The 18,395-nt window shown below is 44.0% G+C and carries 17 protein-coding genes; 16 read left to right on the forward strand and 1 reads right to left on the reverse strand.

Going from position 1 to position 18,395, the window contains the following annotated elements:
* The first annotated feature begins 1,085 nt into the window (after nucleotides 1-1,085).
* The 3 genes from CUU66_RS06795 (at nucleotide 1,086) to CUU66_RS06805 (ending at nucleotide 3,770) form a co-directional block, all read left to right on the forward strand.
* Nucleotides 1,086-2,060: a cation diffusion facilitator family transporter gene (locus CUU66_RS06795; RefSeq protein ID WP_101640924.1), complete on the forward strand. Its 975-nt coding sequence runs from the start codon at nucleotides 1,086-1,088 to the stop codon at nucleotides 2,058-2,060.
* An 81-nt stretch (nucleotides 2,061-2,141) separates the two neighbouring features.
* Nucleotides 2,142-2,534 carry a hypothetical protein gene (locus tag CUU66_RS06800; RefSeq protein ID WP_101640925.1) on the forward strand — a complete coding sequence of 131 codons (393 nt, stop codon included), beginning with the start codon at nucleotides 2,142-2,144 and terminating at the stop codon, nucleotides 2,532-2,534.
* A gap of 147 nt (nucleotides 2,535-2,681) precedes the next feature.
* Nucleotides 2,682-3,770 (forward strand): branched-chain amino acid aminotransferase, encoded by a 1,089-nt coding sequence (locus tag CUU66_RS06805; protein WP_101640926.1) that lies wholly within the window; start codon nucleotides 2,682-2,684, stop codon nucleotides 3,768-3,770.
* 176 nt (nucleotides 3,771-3,946) lie between these two features.
* Here the strand turns inward: CUU66_RS06805 and CUU66_RS06810 are convergent, their stop codons facing one another.
* On the reverse strand, nucleotides 3,947-4,705 hold the full coding sequence (locus CUU66_RS06810) for a (S)-benzoin forming benzil reductase (protein ID WP_101640927.1): 759 nt from the start codon (nucleotides 4,703-4,705) through the stop codon (nucleotides 3,947-3,949).
* A 556-nt stretch (nucleotides 4,706-5,261) separates the two neighbouring features.
* Here CUU66_RS06810 and CUU66_RS06820 point away from each other — a divergent pair.
* The 13 genes from CUU66_RS06820 (at nucleotide 5,262) to ablA (ending at nucleotide 18,395) form a co-directional block, all read left to right on the forward strand.
* Nucleotides 5,262-6,134, forward strand: coding sequence for a patatin-like phospholipase family protein (locus CUU66_RS06820; RefSeq protein WP_101640929.1), 873 nt, complete (start codon nucleotides 5,262-5,264; stop codon nucleotides 6,132-6,134).
* A 22-nt stretch (nucleotides 6,135-6,156) separates the two neighbouring features.
* A complete protein-coding gene (locus CUU66_RS06825) occupies nucleotides 6,157-6,489 on the forward strand; it encodes an MGMT family protein (RefSeq protein ID WP_257967920.1) in 333 nt (110 codons plus the stop codon).
* Complete coding sequence (locus CUU66_RS06830; protein ID WP_101640930.1) at nucleotides 6,490-6,909, forward strand: thiol-disulfide oxidoreductase DCC family protein; 420 nt, start codon at nucleotides 6,490-6,492, stop codon at nucleotides 6,907-6,909.
* Nucleotides 6,910-6,912: 3 nt separating this feature from the next.
* Nucleotides 6,913-7,878, forward strand: a complete 966-nt coding sequence (locus CUU66_RS06835) for an HD domain-containing protein (protein ID WP_180955187.1) — start codon at nucleotides 6,913-6,915, stop codon at nucleotides 7,876-7,878.
* 375 nt (nucleotides 7,879-8,253) lie between these two features.
* Nucleotides 8,254-8,910 (forward strand): CoA transferase subunit A, encoded by a 657-nt coding sequence (locus CUU66_RS06840; protein ID WP_101640932.1) that lies wholly within the window; start codon nucleotides 8,254-8,256, stop codon nucleotides 8,908-8,910.
* A 3-nt stretch (nucleotides 8,911-8,913) separates the two neighbouring features.
* Complete coding sequence (locus tag CUU66_RS06845) at nucleotides 8,914-9,585, forward strand: 3-oxoacid CoA-transferase subunit B (protein WP_101640933.1); 672 nt, start codon at nucleotides 8,914-8,916, stop codon at nucleotides 9,583-9,585.
* The gene (locus CUU66_RS06850) at nucleotides 9,585-10,778 is read left to right on the forward strand and encodes a thiolase family protein (protein WP_101640934.1); all 1,194 of its coding nucleotides are present in this window, start codon (nucleotides 9,585-9,587) and stop codon (nucleotides 10,776-10,778) included. Before CUU66_RS06845 ends, CUU66_RS06850 begins: the two co-directional genes overlap by 1 nt.
* Complete coding sequence (locus CUU66_RS06855) at nucleotides 10,766-12,148, forward strand: aminotransferase family protein (protein ID WP_101640935.1); 1,383 nt, start codon at nucleotides 10,766-10,768, stop codon at nucleotides 12,146-12,148. The genes CUU66_RS06850 and CUU66_RS06855 overlap by 13 nt, the downstream gene beginning before the upstream one ends.
* The gene (locus CUU66_RS06860) at nucleotides 12,132-13,418 is read left to right on the forward strand and encodes an aspartate aminotransferase family protein (RefSeq protein WP_101640936.1); all 1,287 of its coding nucleotides are present in this window, start codon (nucleotides 12,132-12,134) and stop codon (nucleotides 13,416-13,418) included. The genes CUU66_RS06855 and CUU66_RS06860 overlap by 17 nt, the downstream gene beginning before the upstream one ends.
* A 15-nt stretch (nucleotides 13,419-13,433) precedes the next feature.
* Nucleotides 13,434-14,894, forward strand: a complete 1,461-nt coding sequence (locus tag CUU66_RS06865; RefSeq protein WP_101640937.1) for an aldehyde dehydrogenase family protein — start codon at nucleotides 13,434-13,436, stop codon at nucleotides 14,892-14,894.
* A 22-nt stretch (nucleotides 14,895-14,916) separates the two neighbouring features.
* Nucleotides 14,917-16,422 (forward strand): M81 family metallopeptidase, encoded by a 1,506-nt coding sequence (locus CUU66_RS06870; RefSeq protein WP_101640938.1) that lies wholly within the window; start codon nucleotides 14,917-14,919, stop codon nucleotides 16,420-16,422.
* Nucleotides 16,423-16,899, forward strand: coding sequence for a GNAT family N-acetyltransferase (locus tag CUU66_RS06875; RefSeq protein WP_101640939.1), 477 nt, complete (start codon nucleotides 16,423-16,425; stop codon nucleotides 16,897-16,899).
* Between the two features lie 89 nt (nucleotides 16,900-16,988).
* Nucleotides 16,989-18,395: a lysine 2,3-aminomutase gene (gene ablA / locus CUU66_RS06880; protein WP_101640940.1), complete on the forward strand. Its 1,407-nt coding sequence runs from the start codon at nucleotides 16,989-16,991 to the stop codon at nucleotides 18,393-18,395.

Here is an 18,395-nt window from a genome sequence, read left to right on the forward strand (position 1 = left end):
GAACAATAATAAACAGTTGAAAACGAAGGTAGAGTATTTTACACAATATTGAGGACTTGACTTAAGTTTTTGAGTGTTATGCTTAACTTTTCGACCTTTATGCTTTAGTTGGAAGATTTTATGCTTATCCTTGCATTTTCTATGCTTAACAAAGGACGTTTATGCTTAAATCCGAAGCTGTATGCTTAACAAAGGACGGTTTATGTTGCTTAAATCCGAAGCTGTATGATTATCAAGGGACGTTTATGCTTAAATCCGAACTGTATGCTTATCAAAAGATGTTTATGCTTAAATCCGAAGCTGTATGCTTATCAAAGGACCTTTAAGCTTAAAGCCGAATCTAAATTCTTAAGAGGAACTTGTTATGCTTATCTCAAGTGTTTTGTATTGGCGAACCCGTTATACTATAGTGCCAAATGCTAAGTTACCATACCCCTTGCTGGCTACTAACTATGTTTCAAAAAACCATTTCTTTTTGATTATGAATTGTCTAGTAACGTCTAAAGCGGGCAATTATTCCCCTTCTTCAACTAGAATTCCGGATCATACACTCACAACCTCTGAAAGAACGTCCCAAACACCCCATATAGTTAAATCCAAAAAAAGACTTAAAGTCTTCTTCTATAATATTAATTAAAATGCCCTCCGTATTAGGCAGCTAACCCTTATATATCTTTAGCCCCTGCCCATTAAATCCTTCAATATTAGCAGAATCCCTCAGCCACAGCATAAAAAAGATGATCCATCCAAATCGGTATTTCTTTATCTGATAAAAATATCAGTGTTGTTTTCTTATCAAAACGTTCAACTGAAAACCTATATCTTTCTGCAGGAAGTTAAACTCTTATCTGTTACCTTACTCTCCATGGCAGCAGATCGATGAATACTTTAAATATCCTGCAAATTATCCATAAAATATACCGCGTAGACCCTGAGTGACCAGAGTTTACTTTTATGCCCTAACATGATAAGTTCCGTTCCTCTATTACAATTCTCACTTCATCAGTTATACTTTCTATGTTTTCTAATAGAAAGGGGCGGGAAAGAGAATAATAGTAGCGGTGTTAACAGAGAGGGGTTAACGTATGAATGAATTATTTCAGTTGTTGAAGCAGGGCAATCGGTCCGCATTAACAGCAGCCATTGTAAATACGGTTATTGCAATAATTAAGGGTGCAGCCTATTTATTCACAGGGAATGTGGCTATGTTTGCCGAAACGATGCACAGCCTTGGTGATGCAGCGAATCAATTTTTCGTGTTTGTGGGATCAGCCTTAAGTAAGCGGGCTCCGACCGATCGTTTTCCAGGCGGTTTTGGACGTCTGGTTCATCTTGTCCTGCTCGGTGCGGTACTCATTGTTGGAATTATGGCGTACGAAACCATTATCGAGGGATATCACCATATTCTTCATCCGGCCGAATCAAAAGGAATTTTCCTGATTATTGCCATTTTGGCTGCAGCTACCATTTTAGAGACGTTTGTTCTGATAAAGGCAATGAAAGAGATTCTTCATGATGCAGGAATTGAGGCTAGTGGTTTCTCTGTTGTTACAAAAAGCCTGGCGAATTTTAAGAGAGGCAAGGCGGCAACAAGACTTGTATTCATGGAAGATGCAGTGGCAACTGCGGGAGGACTCCTGGCGATCGCGGCTGTTCTACTTTCTCACTATACTCCTTTTCATGAGGCGGAAGGAATTGCATCTATGCTTATCGGGTTAATGATGTTCCTGGTAGTCGGTAAAGTATTTTTGGATAATGCACGCGGTGTGCTGGGTGAATCTGATGATGAAATGGAACAGAAAATTGGCGAGATGGTGATGGCCGATCCTGATGTAAAAGATGTGGGAGACGTAGTTGTTATTAAGGAAGGCGACGAACTTCACGTGGAGCTTGAAATTGAAATAAACCCGCAAATGTCTTTTGCCGAGGCTGATGATATTAAGGATCGAATTGAAGAACAGGTGAGACAACAGCGCGGCGTTACTGACGTTACCATTGAACTGGATGAAGATGATGGTATCCAGCGCTGGAACAACAGCCCTGAAGAAGCTAAGCGTTAGGATTTTTTTGTTCAAACTCAATGGTCATAAATTCTCTTTTACGCAAATAAACTGAACTAAATCACATTTGCGGAGGGAATTATGACTGGGACAAACAATAGGGTCACAGAAGAAATGGTTTCTCGATATCATGAACTATATAAAAAATCGAAACGCATTGAGAAAGAAATGGCAGAACTTAAGAAGCAGTTTCATGAGTACTTTGATGACAATATCGGCCCTGAAACAAAAGCAGAGCTGGAATTTGAGGGGTACAAATTACAGCGCCAGATCCGGAAATCTGAAAGTTTTATTTCGGATGCCACCATAGAGAAGCTGGAAAGCTTAAATTTGGGTGATTGTATTCAGGTGATCAGGAAGCCGCACGAGGAAAAGATTAAATCGGCCTTAACATTGGGATTTCTTACTCCTTCTGACCTTGAAGACTGTATTTATAGGAAGATTTCATCAGCTATTGTTGTAAAAGAGAAATAGGAAAGGGTTAAACATTTTGTTTAACCTTTTTTATATGATTAAAAATTTAAAAATTCTAATTATTTATAAAGTTTTATCCGTTAAAGCATTGAATTTTTTTTTAGAAGGAGTAAAATAGGGCTTATTAGATTTTTAGGAGGCAATGTAATGAAGGGCCAAACAATAAACTTACAATTGAGCACAACTAGAAAACCTAAGCCGCAGTCAGACCAGCTGATATTTGGACGGAACTTCACCGACCATATGTTTACGATGGATTACACAGAAGGTAAAGGGTGGCATGATCCACAGATCATTCCCTATCAGCCTATCTCAATGGATCCAGCATCGATGGTATTTCATTACGGCCAAACCGTGTTTGAAGGGTTGAAAGCATATGTCCAGGGTGAAAGGATTCTGCTATTCAGACCTGAAAAGAATTTCCAGAGGTTAAATATATCAAATGATCGGTTATGTATTCCTCACATAGATGAAGAGTTTGCTCTCGAAGCATTAGAAGAATTAATTAATATAGATCATGAATGGATTCCTAAGGAAGAAGGAACATCACTATATATTCGTCCTTTTGTCATTTCGACTGAACCCTTCTTAGGGGTAGCCCCGTCCAGGCATTTTAAATTTATGATCATTCTTTCCCCTGTAGGTTCTTATTATTCGGAAGGGATCAAACCGGTAAAAATCGGCGTAGAGAGTGACTATGTCCGTGCGGTAAAAGGCGGGACAGGGACAGCGAAAACAGGAGGAAATTATGCAGCAAGCCTGAAAGCTCAGGAATCTGCCAACTTAAAGGGCTGTGCACAGGTATTGTGGCTGGATGGAGTAGAAAAGAAATATATTGAAGAAGTTGGCAGCATGAATGTTTTCTTTAAGGTGAATGGGGAAGTGATCACACCTGAATTGAATGGAAGCATTCTCGATGGAGTTACCCGAAGCTCGATCATTCAGCTGTTGAAACACTGGAATATCCCTATAACCGAACGCAAGGTGTCTATGGAGGAACTGTATCAGGCACATAAGGATGGACTTCTGGAAGAAGCATTTGGAACTGGTACAGCTGCTGTCATTTCACCTGTTGGAGAGTTTGTATGGGAAGGTGAAAGCGTGGTTGTGAATGGTGGAGAAACGGGACCCCTTTCCAAAAAGCTGTATGATACGTTAACAGGTATTCAGACAGGCCTGGTAGAAGATCCATTTGGCTGGGTAAAAGAAATCCAAAAGATTAAATCTTACGTTTAAACAAGTGAGGGCGGCTCTTATGTGAGCCGCCCTTTTCTATGTTACATCCATAATGGAAGGTAGAACGATTATTTCAGCTTACCAGTCTGAGAAAAGATTACATCCTGATGAAGAACCTGAAACAGTGGACCGATATAAATAACGCAAGAAGGTCGAAGCGCAATACCTTCACAGATCTATTTCAATAAGTCATTTACATAATATATCTGCCCATTCCCAAGTTCTTCGGCAAGAAGCAGGCTGACTAGGCAGCTTCCGACCTGGCTTGGGCTTCTTAGCATTCCTTTTTCCTTATAGCCGATAAACTTATCAAGTTCGCTGAAGGCTTCTTGATCTGACGAGCGGATCGTCTGCTGCATATCGGTGTCCATAATTCCGGGACTGAATGCATTAATGATAACATTTTCATTTCCGCTCTCTGCTTCTAATGCAGCTGTTTTTGTGAATAGATTCAAAGCTGCCTTTGTACTGCCGTATATGCTCCAGCCCTGTATCGGTCTTTCGCCAGCCCCTGATGTTACGTTCATGATGTTAACTTTAACGCTCAAATCCTTCGTTTTCTCCAAAAAAAGGTTTGTTATCAAAATCGGAGCTGTTACGTTTACCTGAATACTTGACTGGATTTCCTCCGGATCGAGATTGCCTACGGTATTTATCGGGTTTACGACTCCGGCATTATTGATAAGATATACAATTTCTTTTTCTTGGGACAGAACCTGATCCAGCACTTTCCCGAAAACGGAAAGTGTTTCTTGGGTTTTGGATAAGTCACAGGAAAAATGTACATAAGTCAGGCCGGCAGAATGAGCTGCTTCTTTTAATTTTTGACTTTCCCTCCTTGATACAGATATCAGGTTAATTCCTGCCTCCATTAATTGTAAGGCAGCCGCTTCCCCAAGGCCTGCGGATGCACCAGTTACTACTGCATAAGCCATGATCTCACTTCTTTCCTTTATTTTTTTTCTTTCTAAAAGGCTCTTTTCTAAAAGATTGTTGTTTTTTATGGTTATGAGATTCTAACCTATTGTTAAACAGGTTGATTGGAACGTAAGGTGCGAGACTCCTGCGGGCGTAGCGGGTATGTCCAGCTCCGGACTGACACCTTCGGTCATAAGCCAATCGCCATTAAAAGGCAAAATCGGCCTTTTACTGCCGCTAGTCTTATGCCGGTCAGGTGTCTGCTTTTCTTTTAGCGTCTTGCCTCTAATAAAAAAGATCATCATTCAGCCTTTGGATGGATCTTTTCTTGAAAAGCACCGTCCTCCGCTTTTCGATCAGGTGAGACCCCGCAGGCGAAGCCGAGGAGGCTCAGCGCCCGCCCCGCGGAAAGCGAGCATCCTGTAGTGGAAATCAACCCCCTTGTTCAATAACAACAAAGTTTGCGAAAACAGCCTACTAAAAACACCCGAATAGACAAGCTCAGTACTTTATATGGTAAACTACTTACATTATAAAATTATATTTGAACAGAAAACCAGTAAAGTATGTCAAATGAGTGATAAAAAAGAGGCGAATGACGTGAAAACAGGATTAGTTTTAGAAGGCGGTGGTATGAGAGGAGTATTCACCGCGGGAGTTCTTCGTTACTTGATGGAGAATGATATTTATATTCCTTATGTAGTCGGTGTTTCGGCAGGTGCCTGCAACGGTTCCTCCTATATCTCCCGGCAGATCGAGCGGAACCGGATCGTCAATATTGATTATATTACCCACCCGGAATATATTTCCGTTAAACGGTACCTAAAAAGCAGGGAATTATTCGGGATGGATTTTTTGTTTAATAAACTGCCAAATGAATTAGTTCCTTTTGATTTTGAAACATTCGGCAGCGCACAGGAAAAGTTTGTTGTGGGCACAACTGACTGTGCGACTGGCGAACCGGTGTATTTTGAGAAAAGTGATTATGAAAAAGATATGTTAACCATATTAAGGGCGTCAAGCTCTCTCCCTTTCATGGCTCCTGAAGTCGAATTTGATGGGCGGCTGCTTATGGATGGAGGAATTGCTGATCCCATTCCAATCAGGAAATCCGAAGCTGACGGGAATATGAAAAACGTGGTGGTGTTAACCCGCAATAAAGGCTACCAAAAGGGGAAACCGTCATTCGGCTGGCTGCTGAAGAAAAGAAGCCCTCATCAGGGTTTAGTGAAGGCCATTCTGGAGCGCCATATTACATATAATCGAACGTTGGCTTACATTGAAGAGAAAGAAGATAAAGGGGAAATTTTCATCATACGGCCTGAAGAAAAATTATCGGTTGGACGAGTCGAGCGGAACCCGGACAAGCTTTCACGGCTCTATCAGCAAGGATATGAACAGGCAGAAAAGCTTCATGATGACCTTGGTAAGTTTCTGAGTAAATAGAGTGTAAGGAAGTGCCATTCTTTTGAATAACTTTACGATGAGAGCTATTTCTATTATAGTGGGGATTCCTCCAGGAAAGGTGATGGCGTACGGACAGATCGCCAGACTGTCAGGAAGTCCCAGAGGAGCGAGGCAGGTAGTCAGGATCCTTCATTCAATGTCTGAAAAATATGAGCTTCCCTGGCATAGGGTGGTTAATGCAAAAGGCGAGATCGCCTTCAGAAGTGAGGATGGGGCGGATGAGCAAAAAGAACGACTGCAAGCGGAAGGTATTATCATACAGGATAACAAAGTCAATCTGGACGAATACCTTTATCACCCGGAGATTGATTTAATTATGATGGAAGGTGAGTAAATGCAGGAAAATCAATCTATTATATTGTTTGATGGCGTATGCAATCTTTGTAATTCTGCCGTCCAGTTTATAGTGAAAAGAGATAAAAAGGGCTATTTCTCATTTGCCTCCCTTCAATCGGATATAGGCCGGCAGCTTACGAAACGCCATGGAATAGGGGAAGAAGTGGATTCTATTATCCTTTTGGAAAAAGACTCTGCATACCTATACTCAGATGCCGCCCTGCGCATTGCTTCCAAGCTTGATGGAGTCCTGCAGGCTGCAAGATTCCTTCTTTACATTCCAAAGCCTCTAAGGAATTTCTTTTACAAAATAATTGCAAGGAACCGCTATAAGTGGTTCGGCAAAAAAAATGAATGCATGCTGCCGACAAACGAATTAAAGAACCGCTTTTTGGCCGATGGATACTTGAAGGAGTAAATGATGAATGTAGAGGATTTTCTGTATGGGGAATTCCATTTAGAACAGGTTCTTCTTGATATATTGGAAACAGGTGCTGTACAGAGATTAAAAAATATTCACCAGGGCGGCGCAAGCTATCTGGTTAACCCGGAGTGGAATGTCACCAGATACGAGCACTCGGTTGGAGTCATGCTTTTAATCAGGAAATTAGGAGGGTCCATAAGGGAACAGATAGGCGGCTTGATCCATGATATCTCCCATACAGCCTTCTCCCATGTGATTGATCTGGTTATGAAAAACAAGGACCAGGATTATCATGATAAAATCTTTCCCGACATTTTTAGCACTTCAGAGATACCCGGTATCCTTCAGAAACACGGGTATGCCCCAGACGAAATATTGCCTATTGACCAGTGGCCGCTTTTGGAGAAGCCCCTGCCAGATTTATGTGCTGACCGGATCGATTACACGCTGAGGGATTTAGTTACCTATAATAAGATTACAATTGAAGAGGCGGCCAGCTTTCTTAGGGAGTTAACTCTTCAAGAGAACAAGATATGTATTTCACATATAGATGCCGCCGAATGGTTTGTCGAGACGTACTATAGAGAAGTGATTGATTTCTTTCTGGATCCCTTAAATGTATTGGGTTATGCTGTACTATCAGATGTGCTTTCAGAGGCGCTGTTAAGACAAATCCTTACTGTCTCCGAACTTGGAAAAAATGATGCGGAAGTATGGAAGACGCTGACCTCATCCAAAGACCCGGTTATTCAAGCTAAGATCGGCAGGTTATCAAAAGATATGGTGGAAGATGAACGGAACTTTCATTACCACACGAAGAAAAAAATAAGGATTATTGACCCTTTGGTTTATCATAAAAATGGAATTAGAAGAGGATCTGAGATTTCAAGAAAAATAACCTGTTTAAACGAGGAAGCTCTGCGCAGATCTCAAAAAGGCGTCTATATAAGATTGGTGGACTGATGGACCTTTAGAGGTCCTTTTTTATTTGCTTATTTAATGATTCTCGGGTAAGGGAGCATTCATCTGTAAAATCGTCGGGTCCTGCACGAACAGGGAAATGGCTGCCTGTGTTTAGGAATTTTCTTGAATAATTAATATTTTCGTAGAACGGGAGATAGAATGATATAAGGAAGGCCATTTGTTGTAGGAAGAAAGTGTAAGTATATAGGCGGCATCCGGAAGGCAATGATGCCCGCCCTGGAACCGATTTGATGCTTGAGCGGACTTTAGTGGGTATTGGAGAATCTATATGGTTTTTCATGGCTTGAAAGTCAGGCTCAATTTTTTATGTATGCCTGGATTTAATATGAATCCATATATGAGAGGGGGAGGAGCTTGACTAAACTAATCACGCGCGGAGAGGCAATGAATTACATTAAAGACGGATGCCGTATGATGGTAGGCGGTTTCGGATTGGTAGGATGCCCGCTGACCCTTGTTGAGACACTCCTCGCGACATCTGTAACGGATCTTGAAATAATCAGCAACAATCTGGGGGAACCCGGGAAAGGCCTTGGTGCTTTAGTAAGGCAGGGAAGAGTGCGAAAAGGCATTGGATCATACTTCACTTCTAATCCTGATGTAGCGGCAGCCTTCAACAGAGGAGAGCTCGATATTGAACTTCTGCCGCAGGGAACTTTATCTGAAGCAATACGGGCAGGAGGGGCGGGGATTCCTGCATTTTACACTGGGGTAGGAGCCGGTACAAAGATAGCTGAAGGAAAAGAAGAAAGAGTGTTCTCGGATAAAAGATATATCCTGCAGGAGGCTTTGAGGGCTGATGTTGCTTTGATAAAGGCCAGAAAGGCAGATGAACTTGGCAATTTGATCTATTCAAAGTCAGCGCGTAACTTTAATCCAATTATGGCTGCAGCTGCAAATATCGTGATTGCTGAGGTAGATGAAATTGTACCGGCAGGCGGGCTTTGTCCAGAAAACATTGTGACTCCGCATCTTTTCGTTGATTTTTTAGTCTTGAAGGAGGGGGGATGACACATGAGTTCTAAAGAAGTCATTGCAAAACGAGCAGCCGCCGCCTTGGTGGATGGGGACATCGTTAATCTGGGAATTGGGATTCCGACGCTGGCAGCAGATTTTATTCCGGATCATATCAAGGTATTTCTTCATTCAGAAAACGGGATTCTTGGAATAGGGCCCACTCCCCTAGAGGGGAAAGTGGATAAGGATTTAGTGAATGCTGGCAAGCTCCCTGTGACGGTAGAAACGGGTGCCTCTTACTTTGACAGCGCCTCCTCTTTTGGAATGATCCGGGGAGGGCATATTGATGTGTCTATCCTCGGTGTTCTGGAAGTGGATGAAAAGGGGAGGGTTGCAAATTGGTCTGTCCCAGGCAAAAGCGTCCTTGGAGTAGGAGGCGCAATGGACCTCCTGGAAGGATCAAAAAAAGTTATTGTCACAACACTTCATACGGCTAAAAATGGTGCATCTAAAATAGTAAAAGACCTCCACTATCCCATTACATCAGAAAGACCGGCAGATATAATCATCACGGAGCTATGCGTATTTGATGTGGATGCAGAGGGGTTAATTTTAACAGAACTTTTCCCTGGAGTAAGCCTAACTGAAGTGAAGGCTAAAACAGATGCCTATTTCCGCATAAAAGAAAATCTGATTGAAACGGAATCAGAGTCAAAGGGGGCAGACTGATGCCTGTCATAGTCAGTGCTCTGAGAACTCCGATAGGAAGATATGGAGGAGCATTAGCAGAAACCAAACCCGAGGATCTTCTTGCGGCGGTAATGAATAAGACTTTGTACGGAACAGGGTGTTCTTCCTCCATTGTCGATGAGGTTATCGCAGGACAGACAAAGCAAAGCGCGGATGCCCCTAATATTGCAAGATTAGCAGCGTTAACAGCCGGATTCCCGGAGACAGTAACCGGGCATACGGTTCAAAAACAATGCGGATCCGGAATGCAGGCTGTCATAAATGGAGTAATGTCCATCCTGACCGGGCAGTCCGAGGTTGTCCTTGCAGGCGGGGTCGAGAACATGTCGCAGGCTCCCTTTTATTTTACAGGGAACCGGCTGGGCATACAACCAGGTGATTTAACGCTCTACGATTCTAATATACGCAGCCAATTTTGCTCTCAGCCTCAAGGCATCTATGGATCGTTCAATATGGGGCAGACCGCTGAATGGCTTGCGGAGACGTTTAAAATCACCAGGGAGGAACAGGATGAATTTGCATTAAGCAGCCAGGAAAAAGCATTCAAAGCCATCGAAAGCGGCCGTTTTTCAGAAGAAATTGTTCCGGTCCCCGTTTCAAAAGGTAAAAGAGAAGTTAATCTGTTTGCTGTGGATGAACATCCAAGGAGAACCAGCCATGAAAAATTATCGAAGCTTTCTCCGGTATTCTCGGAAAAGGGAACTGTTACCGCAGGAAATGCATCAGGCAGAAATGACGGTGCAGCCATGCTCCTGATCATGTCTGAGGAAAAGGCAGACAGACTGGGGCTTAGGCCGCTAGCAAAAATCCGTTCCTTTGCTTCTGTTGGAGTATCGCCAAAAGAAATGGGACTAGGTCCTGTGCCGGCGTCACGAAAGGCTCTTAAAAAAGCAGGGCTGAAAATGGAAAATATGGATCTTGTCGAAATCAATGAAGCGTTCAGCGCCCAGGTGCTGGCCTGCTTAAAGCATTGGCCGGAGCTCGACAGGAACAGACTAAATGTAAATGGCGGAGGAATCGCACTGGGCCATCCGCTTGGATGCAGCGGTGCGCGGATTCTTGTCACACTTATCCATGAGCTCCATAAAACTAAACAGAACTATGGGCTTGCAACCCTTTGCGCAGCGGGGGGCCTTGGTATCGCAATGGTGGTGGAACGTTGGAAGAAATAATGAGAAATGACCATGTGTTTCACCGTGATTTATTAAAGCAGTATCCAATCATTACCCATGGGAAAGGCCCTTACTTGTACAGCGAGGATGGCAGAAGATTTCTCGATGCCTGTTCGGGAGCAGTAGCTGCCAATCTTGGCCATGGGATCAAGGAAATTGCAGAGGCTATGGCTGAACAAGCAGGGAAAGCGGCATTTGTCCATACGTTAAGGTTTGAGACCCCGGTCTTATATGAGCTATCAGAGAAAATAGCTAAACTTGCTCCCGATCCTTTAAAAAAAGTCTATTTTACTTCAGGGGGATCAGAGGCAAACGAAAGTGCCATTAAACTGGCTAGACAATACCACAAAGACGCAGGAAAACCAGAAAAGCATGTGGTGATTGGGCGATGGCAGTCTTATCACGGTAATACGTTTGGCTCGCTTTCAGCCGGTGGCGATATTAAAAGAAGGCAGGTATATACACCAAATTTACTGGATTTCAAGCATATTCACTCCCCAAACTGCCTAAGATGCCCATTTCAACGAGAAAAGAAAGACTGTGACAAAACGCAGAACTGGTCATGTACTGCCAGCTTGGAACAATTGATCCTAGAAATAGGGCCGCAAAATGTTTCCGCATTTATCACTGAACCCATTACAGGAAGCCAGCTCGGTTCTGTTGTTCCACCCGAATCCTATTTCCAGGAAATCAGGAGGATTTGCGATCGGTACGATGTTCTTTTGATTGCCGATGAAGTGATGACAGGTTTTGGACGTACAGGAAAAAATTTTGCCATTGAACATTTTTCCATAATTCCTGACATCATCACATTTGGAAAAGGGGTATCTGCCGGCTATGCACCCCTGGCAGGAATGATTGTACATGAACGTATCATGGATGGCCTGATGCAAAACAGCAAGGGAAAATTCGTCCACGGCTATACATACAGCGGACATCCGGTATCTGTTGCCGCAGGCCTTGCCGTTCTGCAGATCTATGAACGCGAAAAAATCCTAGAAAATGTGAGAGATGCAGGAAAATATCTGTTTGATAAATTAATAGATCTGAAGACCAGGATCCCTTTTATTTATGATGTCAGGGGAATGGGGCTGCTGCTTGGTATCGAGTTTTCAGCTGATAAAGCGGGCACCCCCTTTGAACCCTCCCTTCAGCTTTCGGAACGGATAAATGAAAAAGCCATGGAGCTGGGTGCGGTGTTTTATCCTGGAAACGGAACGATTAATGGTCAAATGGGGGACCACCTTATCGTAAGTCCGCCATTAAATTGTAAAAAGGATGAGCTGGATGAACTTGTTCAAATCTTAGAGAATTCCATGCTTCTGGCTATTGAGGAAATCAGGAGGGGTTTAGATGACGCTGCAAAATAAAACGGCAGAAATACAGGGAAAAGCAAGAAAACATTTATCACCAGTAATGACAAGGGTGACAGAAATGGTGATTGATAGAGCCAAAGGAGCGCGGTTTTGGACGGCTGAAGGTGAAGAATATATTGATTTTGTCTCGGGAGTAGCGGTCAATGCGATAGGCCATGCCCATGAAGCAATGGTAGCCGCGATTCAAAAACAATCAGAGGCATTCATCCACTTTGGGCTGAACTATGGGTATTATGAGTCAGCAGTAAACCTGGCTGAAAAACTGGCCGAGATCACTCCTGGAAATCTGGATACTGTGTTCTTTTCAAACTCTGGCGGGGAAGCGATTGATGGTGCCATAAAACTGGCAAAAGCAGTGACAGGAAGACCGGGGATTATTGCATTCGAAGGGTCTTTTCATGGCCGGACGATGGGGGCGACAGCGATTACAGCATCCAGTTCAAAATACAGGAAATTTTACGAGCCTATACTGGGTGAAGTATATCATGCTCCTTATCCGTATCCCGGACAGCTCAAGGGTGTGAACGAAAATGAAGTGACAGAGTATTGTCTGAGTCAAATACAGAAAATTTTTGATCTCCGGATCGATCCTTCAAGGGTGGCGGCGATAATCATTGAACCCGTAATGGGCGAGGGAGGGTATTTTCCAGCACAGCCTGAATTCCTGAAAAAGCTTCGCAAGCTTTCCGACCAGCATGGAATTCTCCTTATTTTTGATGAAGTCCAGACGGGTTTTGGCCGCACAGGAAAAATGTTTGCAGCAGAGCATTCAGGAGTCACCCCGGATATTCTGGTACTGGCTAAGGCATTATCTGGTGGTATGCCGCTTGGTGCAATTGTGGCCAGCAGGGAGCTGCATGAGAAATGGCCAGCAGGCGGACATGGTTCGACATTTGGAGGAAATCCAGTCTCCTGTGCAGCAGCTCTTGCCAATATTAAGGTTTTGCAGGAGGAAAACTTAATTGAACGCAGCAGCAAGCTCGGTGAAACAATTGTGGCAAGGCTTAAAGCCAGCCTGAATGGCCTTCGGGGTGTAAAAGAAGTTCGTGGTATCGGACTGATGATCGGCATTGAATTTGAAGCATCAATAGCTCCTTCAGCAGTACCCCTTATTAAACAGAAAGCATTGGAACATAAGCTGCTAATCATGAACTGCGGTGTATATGGCCAGACGATTCGTTTGATGCTTCCGCTGAATATCGAAGAAGATGTGCTGGAACAAGGACTTTCCCGGCTTGAATCGGCAATTAAAGAGACTCTTTAAGAAGGAGGCATAATGATGGAGCAGGAGACTTTTTTAGGACCAAAAGAGCTTGGATTATATATTAATGGAGACTGGGTGAAAGGGAGCAGGGATCGTTATTTTGATAGCATAAATCCAGCAACAGGTGAAAGTGTGGGATCGTGTCCGAGTGCTTCCCCTGAAGAAGTAGACCAGGCGGTTGAAAGTGCAAAACAAGCTTATAAGGTCTGGAAACATACACCACTGCCTGAGCGGGCCCAATATTTGTGGAAAGCAGCAGCGCTTTTTGAAGAGAGAAAAACAGAAATTGCCGCCATGATGACATGCGAAATGGGGAAGGTGCTTGCGGAATCTCTTGGTGAAGTGGGCGTCGTGATTGAAACGTGTAAGTATATGGCGGGGGAAGGCCGCCGTCTCTTTGGAGAAACGGTAGCATCTGGAGCCCCTGACCGCCAGATTATGATGATCCGGGAACCATTGGGGGTAGTTGCCTGTATTACACCTTGGAATTTCCCGGTGGCAATGGCAGGTTACAAGATTCTCGCCGCCCTGGTGAGCGGTAACACTGTCGTGTGGAAGCCGGCTTCTGAAGTGGCGTTATCCGCCCAGCTGTTCACGGATGTGTTCCATGAAATCGGGCTTCCGGGTGGTGTCCTGAATCTGATCACAGGTTCCGGCAGCGCAGTAGGAGCTCACTTAGCCCGGCACAAGGATGTAAGAGTCATTTCTTTTACAGGTTCAACGGAAGTGGGCATTCAGCTTTCAGAGACTGCCAGCAGGACATTAAAGCGAGTCTCTTTGGAGCTTGGTGGAAAAAACGCCGCCATTGTTCTTAAAGATGCAGACCTGGACTTGGCTGCAGAAGCGATTGTGAAATCTGCCTTCACCACGACCGGACAGCGATGTACAGCCGCCAGCAGGGTGATTGCAGAAAAAGACATTCATGATGAGCTCCTGCAAAAGGTGCTCGGTAAAACCAAAAAACTTAAATGGGGCAACGGCCTTGAAGATGGAGTGGACATAGGGCCGCTTGTAAATATGCAGCAGCTGCTAACCACAGAGGAATATATCAAGATTGCTGTAAGTGAAGGGGCGAGAATTGAATGCGGAGGAAAACGTGCTTCAACTGACAAAGGCTTTTACTTCGAGCCGGCTGTTCTGAGTAATGTAAAAAGGGACCACCGGGCTGCCCAAGAAGAAATTTTCGGTCCAGTTCTCGCTTTCATCGAAGCAGACAGCTTTGACGACGCAATTGATATTAATAACAGTACGGAATATGGCCTTTCTTCTTCATTATTTACCGGAAGCCTTCATTACGCTCACAGAGGAGCAAGGGAGATTGAAAGTGGTTTAGTTTATATCAATAATGGAACTTCCAATGCCGAAATAGGTGTAGCTTTCGGGGGTACCAAACAATCTGGCAACGGCCACAGGGAAGTATCTCACCATGTTTTTGATATCATGACAGAATGGAAATCTGTTTATATAAATTACTAATAAAAGGCATGAGGTGCTCAAAATGGCAAAGCTTAGGGTAGGCATTGCTTTTATTTACCACGAGTCTCATAGTTTTGTTTCGGGAAGAACCACTTTAATGGATTTTAGGGATGAGGGTTATTTTATAGGAGCGGAAATTATTCAAGCTTATAGGGGCACGAAAACGGAAGTTGGCGGGTTTATTGACATTCTATCTGCTGATCATCGGATGGAGATTGTTCCTCTGCTTTGTGCAGCGGCCATTCCGTCCGGAATAGTTGCTTATGAGACTTATAGCGAAATAGAGAAGGAGCTGCTGCGATTGATGGGTGAGGCGGGCAGGCTTGACGGATTGCTGCTTGCGCTTCACGGAGCGATGGTTGCAGAACGAGTTCCGGATCCTGAGACTCTGCTGCTCAGCAAAGTAAGAACCTTTCTGGGTGAGGAAACTCCCATTGCGACCACCTTGGATATGCATGCAAATCTAAGCCCTGAAATGATAGAACTCACACCCTACCATTTTGGTTTTAAAACGTACCCGCATATTGACATGTATGATCAGGGAGTAAATGCTGCCCGTGCGCTTGTGGAGCACCTTTCAGAAGGAGTAAAGGCCGAAGCCGCTTTTATCAAACTGCCCATGATGCCGCCGTCCATCAATATGAGGACCTCTGAAGGACCGATGTACACACTTATGGAAATGGCAAAGGAACTGGAGAAGGAAGATGAATTGATTAATGCATCTGTTTTTGGCGGATTTCCCTATTCGGATGTACCCGTGGTAGGTGCAAGTATCCTTACAATTGCAAAGACCAAAAGGTGTGCGGTCATGGCGGCTGGAAAGCTTGCTAAGAAATTGTGGCAAGTAAAAGAAGAATTCATCCAGGAACTGCCCGGTGTAAAAGAGGGAATACAGCTGGCATTACAAGAGAAAGCCGATAAGCCTGTAGTACTGGCCGACATTGCGGATAACCCCTTAAGCTGCGGCAGCGGCGATACCACCGAGCTGCTGATAGAAATGCTAAGGCTGAATATGAAAGATACACTGTTTGGAGGCTTGACGGATCCTGAGTCCTTCGCGTTGTGCAAAAAAGCCGGCTTAGGGAATGAGGTAAATCTTTCACTGGGAGGCAAGGCTTCACCGGAATTCGGTCTTCCTGTGCAAGTAAGGGCCCGGGTACGTGAGATATCAGACGGAATTTTTTATAATAGCGGTCCCTTTAACCAACATTTGCGGGTGGATGCCAAGGGAGCAGCGTATATTTCAGTCGGAAATCTGGATATATTGATTATTGGAAGAGCGCTGTCAGCCAATGATCCTGAAATGTTCAGGCATATCGGCATTGAACCCACTTCTTATAAAATTATGGGATTAAAAGTAAAGAATCACTTCCGGGCAGCATTTGACCCGCTGATCAGCAGGGTAATCTATATTGATGCTCCCGGTGCAGCCTCAAACGACCTTTCCAATTTTTCTTATAAACATATTCCAGAGGAAATGTGGCCGTTTAGAGCTGTAAACTTTGAGCTTAGCAGGGAGGATATTTGAATGGATGGAAAAGGTAATTCTTTTTACACGGAAGTACCTGCAAAGCTTTCTCCAACAGAGCTGCAAATGCTGATGGAGCTTGAAGTGGATGCATTTCCCGGCTTAGGTGCGGTGGATGAACAGACACTTGTTCCGCTTGCAAGGTATGGGAAAATAATTTTTTACAAAGAAGAGGGAGATTCAAGGCCTATAGCTGTATGCGAAATAATGCGTGATTATCAATCGCCTTCAAAAGCCTATATTTTCGGATATTATGTTCGTTCAGATAAAAAAGGACAGGGAATCGGAAAGAAGTTCATGGGAGAAGTCCATTCGATCATAAAGCAAGATGGCTTTTCAACCGTTTGTTTGACGGTCAGCTTAAAGAACAAGGCAGCTGTCACACTTTACGAGAAATCCGGCTATCAAATCATAGAAACACGAAAGTCAGAGTTTGGTGCCGGAGAGGATCGGTATTATATGGAAAAAGAACTATAACGGGAGCTTAGCTGGTTCTTCTGTTCGAACTTTTTAGCCGCGGATTGCAGGTCGAGTCATTTTTGCCAATAAAAGCTGGAGGGATGTACATGCAATACAATCTTTTCAAACCTGGTCGGCACTGGAGTGAAATTGAATTATGGAAGGATATAACGGAAGAACAATGGAATGATTGGATCTGGCAGCTGACCAATACCATAAAAACGCTCGAGGATCTAAAAAAAGTAGTCAACCTTACGCCCGATGAAGAAGAAGGGGTCCAAATTGCAACAAAAACCATTCCATTGAATATTACTCCTTACTATGCGTCCCTAATGAGCCGTGATGACCCCAGATGCCCGATCCGGATGCAGTCCGTTCCCCTGACCAGTGAATTGAACAAAACACGATATGACTTGGAGGATCCTCTGCATGAAGACGAGGATTCCCCTGTACCGGGGCTGACCCACCGTTACCCTGACCGTGTTTTATTTTTAGTGACCAATCAATGTTCCATGTACTGCAGATATTGTACCAGAAGACGGTTTTCCGGGCAGATTGGCATGGGTGTCCCGAAAAAACAGCTCGATGCTGCAATTGCCTATATCCGTGATACACCACAGGTAAGGGATGTGCTGATATCCGGAGGTGATGGTCTGTTAATAAATGATAATGTGCTCGAATATGTTCTTAAGAGTTTAAGAGGGATCCCGCATGTGGAAATCATTCGTATTGGCACCAGGGCTCCTGTAGTCTTCCCTCAGCGGATCACCGAAAATCTATGCAATATCTTGAAAAAATATCATCCTGTCTGGCTGAATACACATTTTAATACGTCAGTTGAAATAACGGAAGAGTCCAAGCGTGCCTGTGAAATGCTCGTAAATTCCGGGGTGCCGGTAGGGAACCAGGCAGTCATTCTGTCCGGGATCAATGACAGTGTCCCGATCATGCGTAAATTGATGCACGACCTCGTGAAAATCAGAGTCCGCCCTTATTATATTTATCAATGTGATCTATCCGAAGGAATAGGCCATTTCAGGGCCCCGATCAGTAAAGGGCTGGAGATTATGGAAGGACTCCGGGGACATACGTCGGGATATGCGGTTCCTACATTTGTCGTGGATGCACCTGGCGGAGGAGGCAAAATCCCGCTGCAGCCAAACTATATCATCTCTCAGAGTGCAAGCAAGGTTGTGCTGCGAAACTTTGAAGGAGTGATTACCTCATATCCGGAACCGCAGGAATATCAGGCAGGTCGAGCAGATGCGTATTTTAAAGAGAAGTACCCAGATGTTTACGAAAATTACAATAGTACGGGAATTCTATCCGTGATGGATGATTCCAAGTTTAATATTGTCCCCGAAGGACTCGAACGTCTGGATAAAAGAGAATCGTATAAAGAAAATCCTGAACATGTCAGCTTAAAGAGCAAGAGAGAAAAAAGAGACGAGCTTAAACAGAAAAAATTTCTTGCCCAGCAGACAAAAGCAGCCGTTACCGGCAGAGGGGAATAA

Source organism: Peribacillus deserti, from assembly GCF_002863585.1.
Taxonomy (GTDB): Bacteria; Bacillota; Bacilli; order Bacillales; family DSM-1321; genus Paraperibacillus; species Paraperibacillus deserti_A.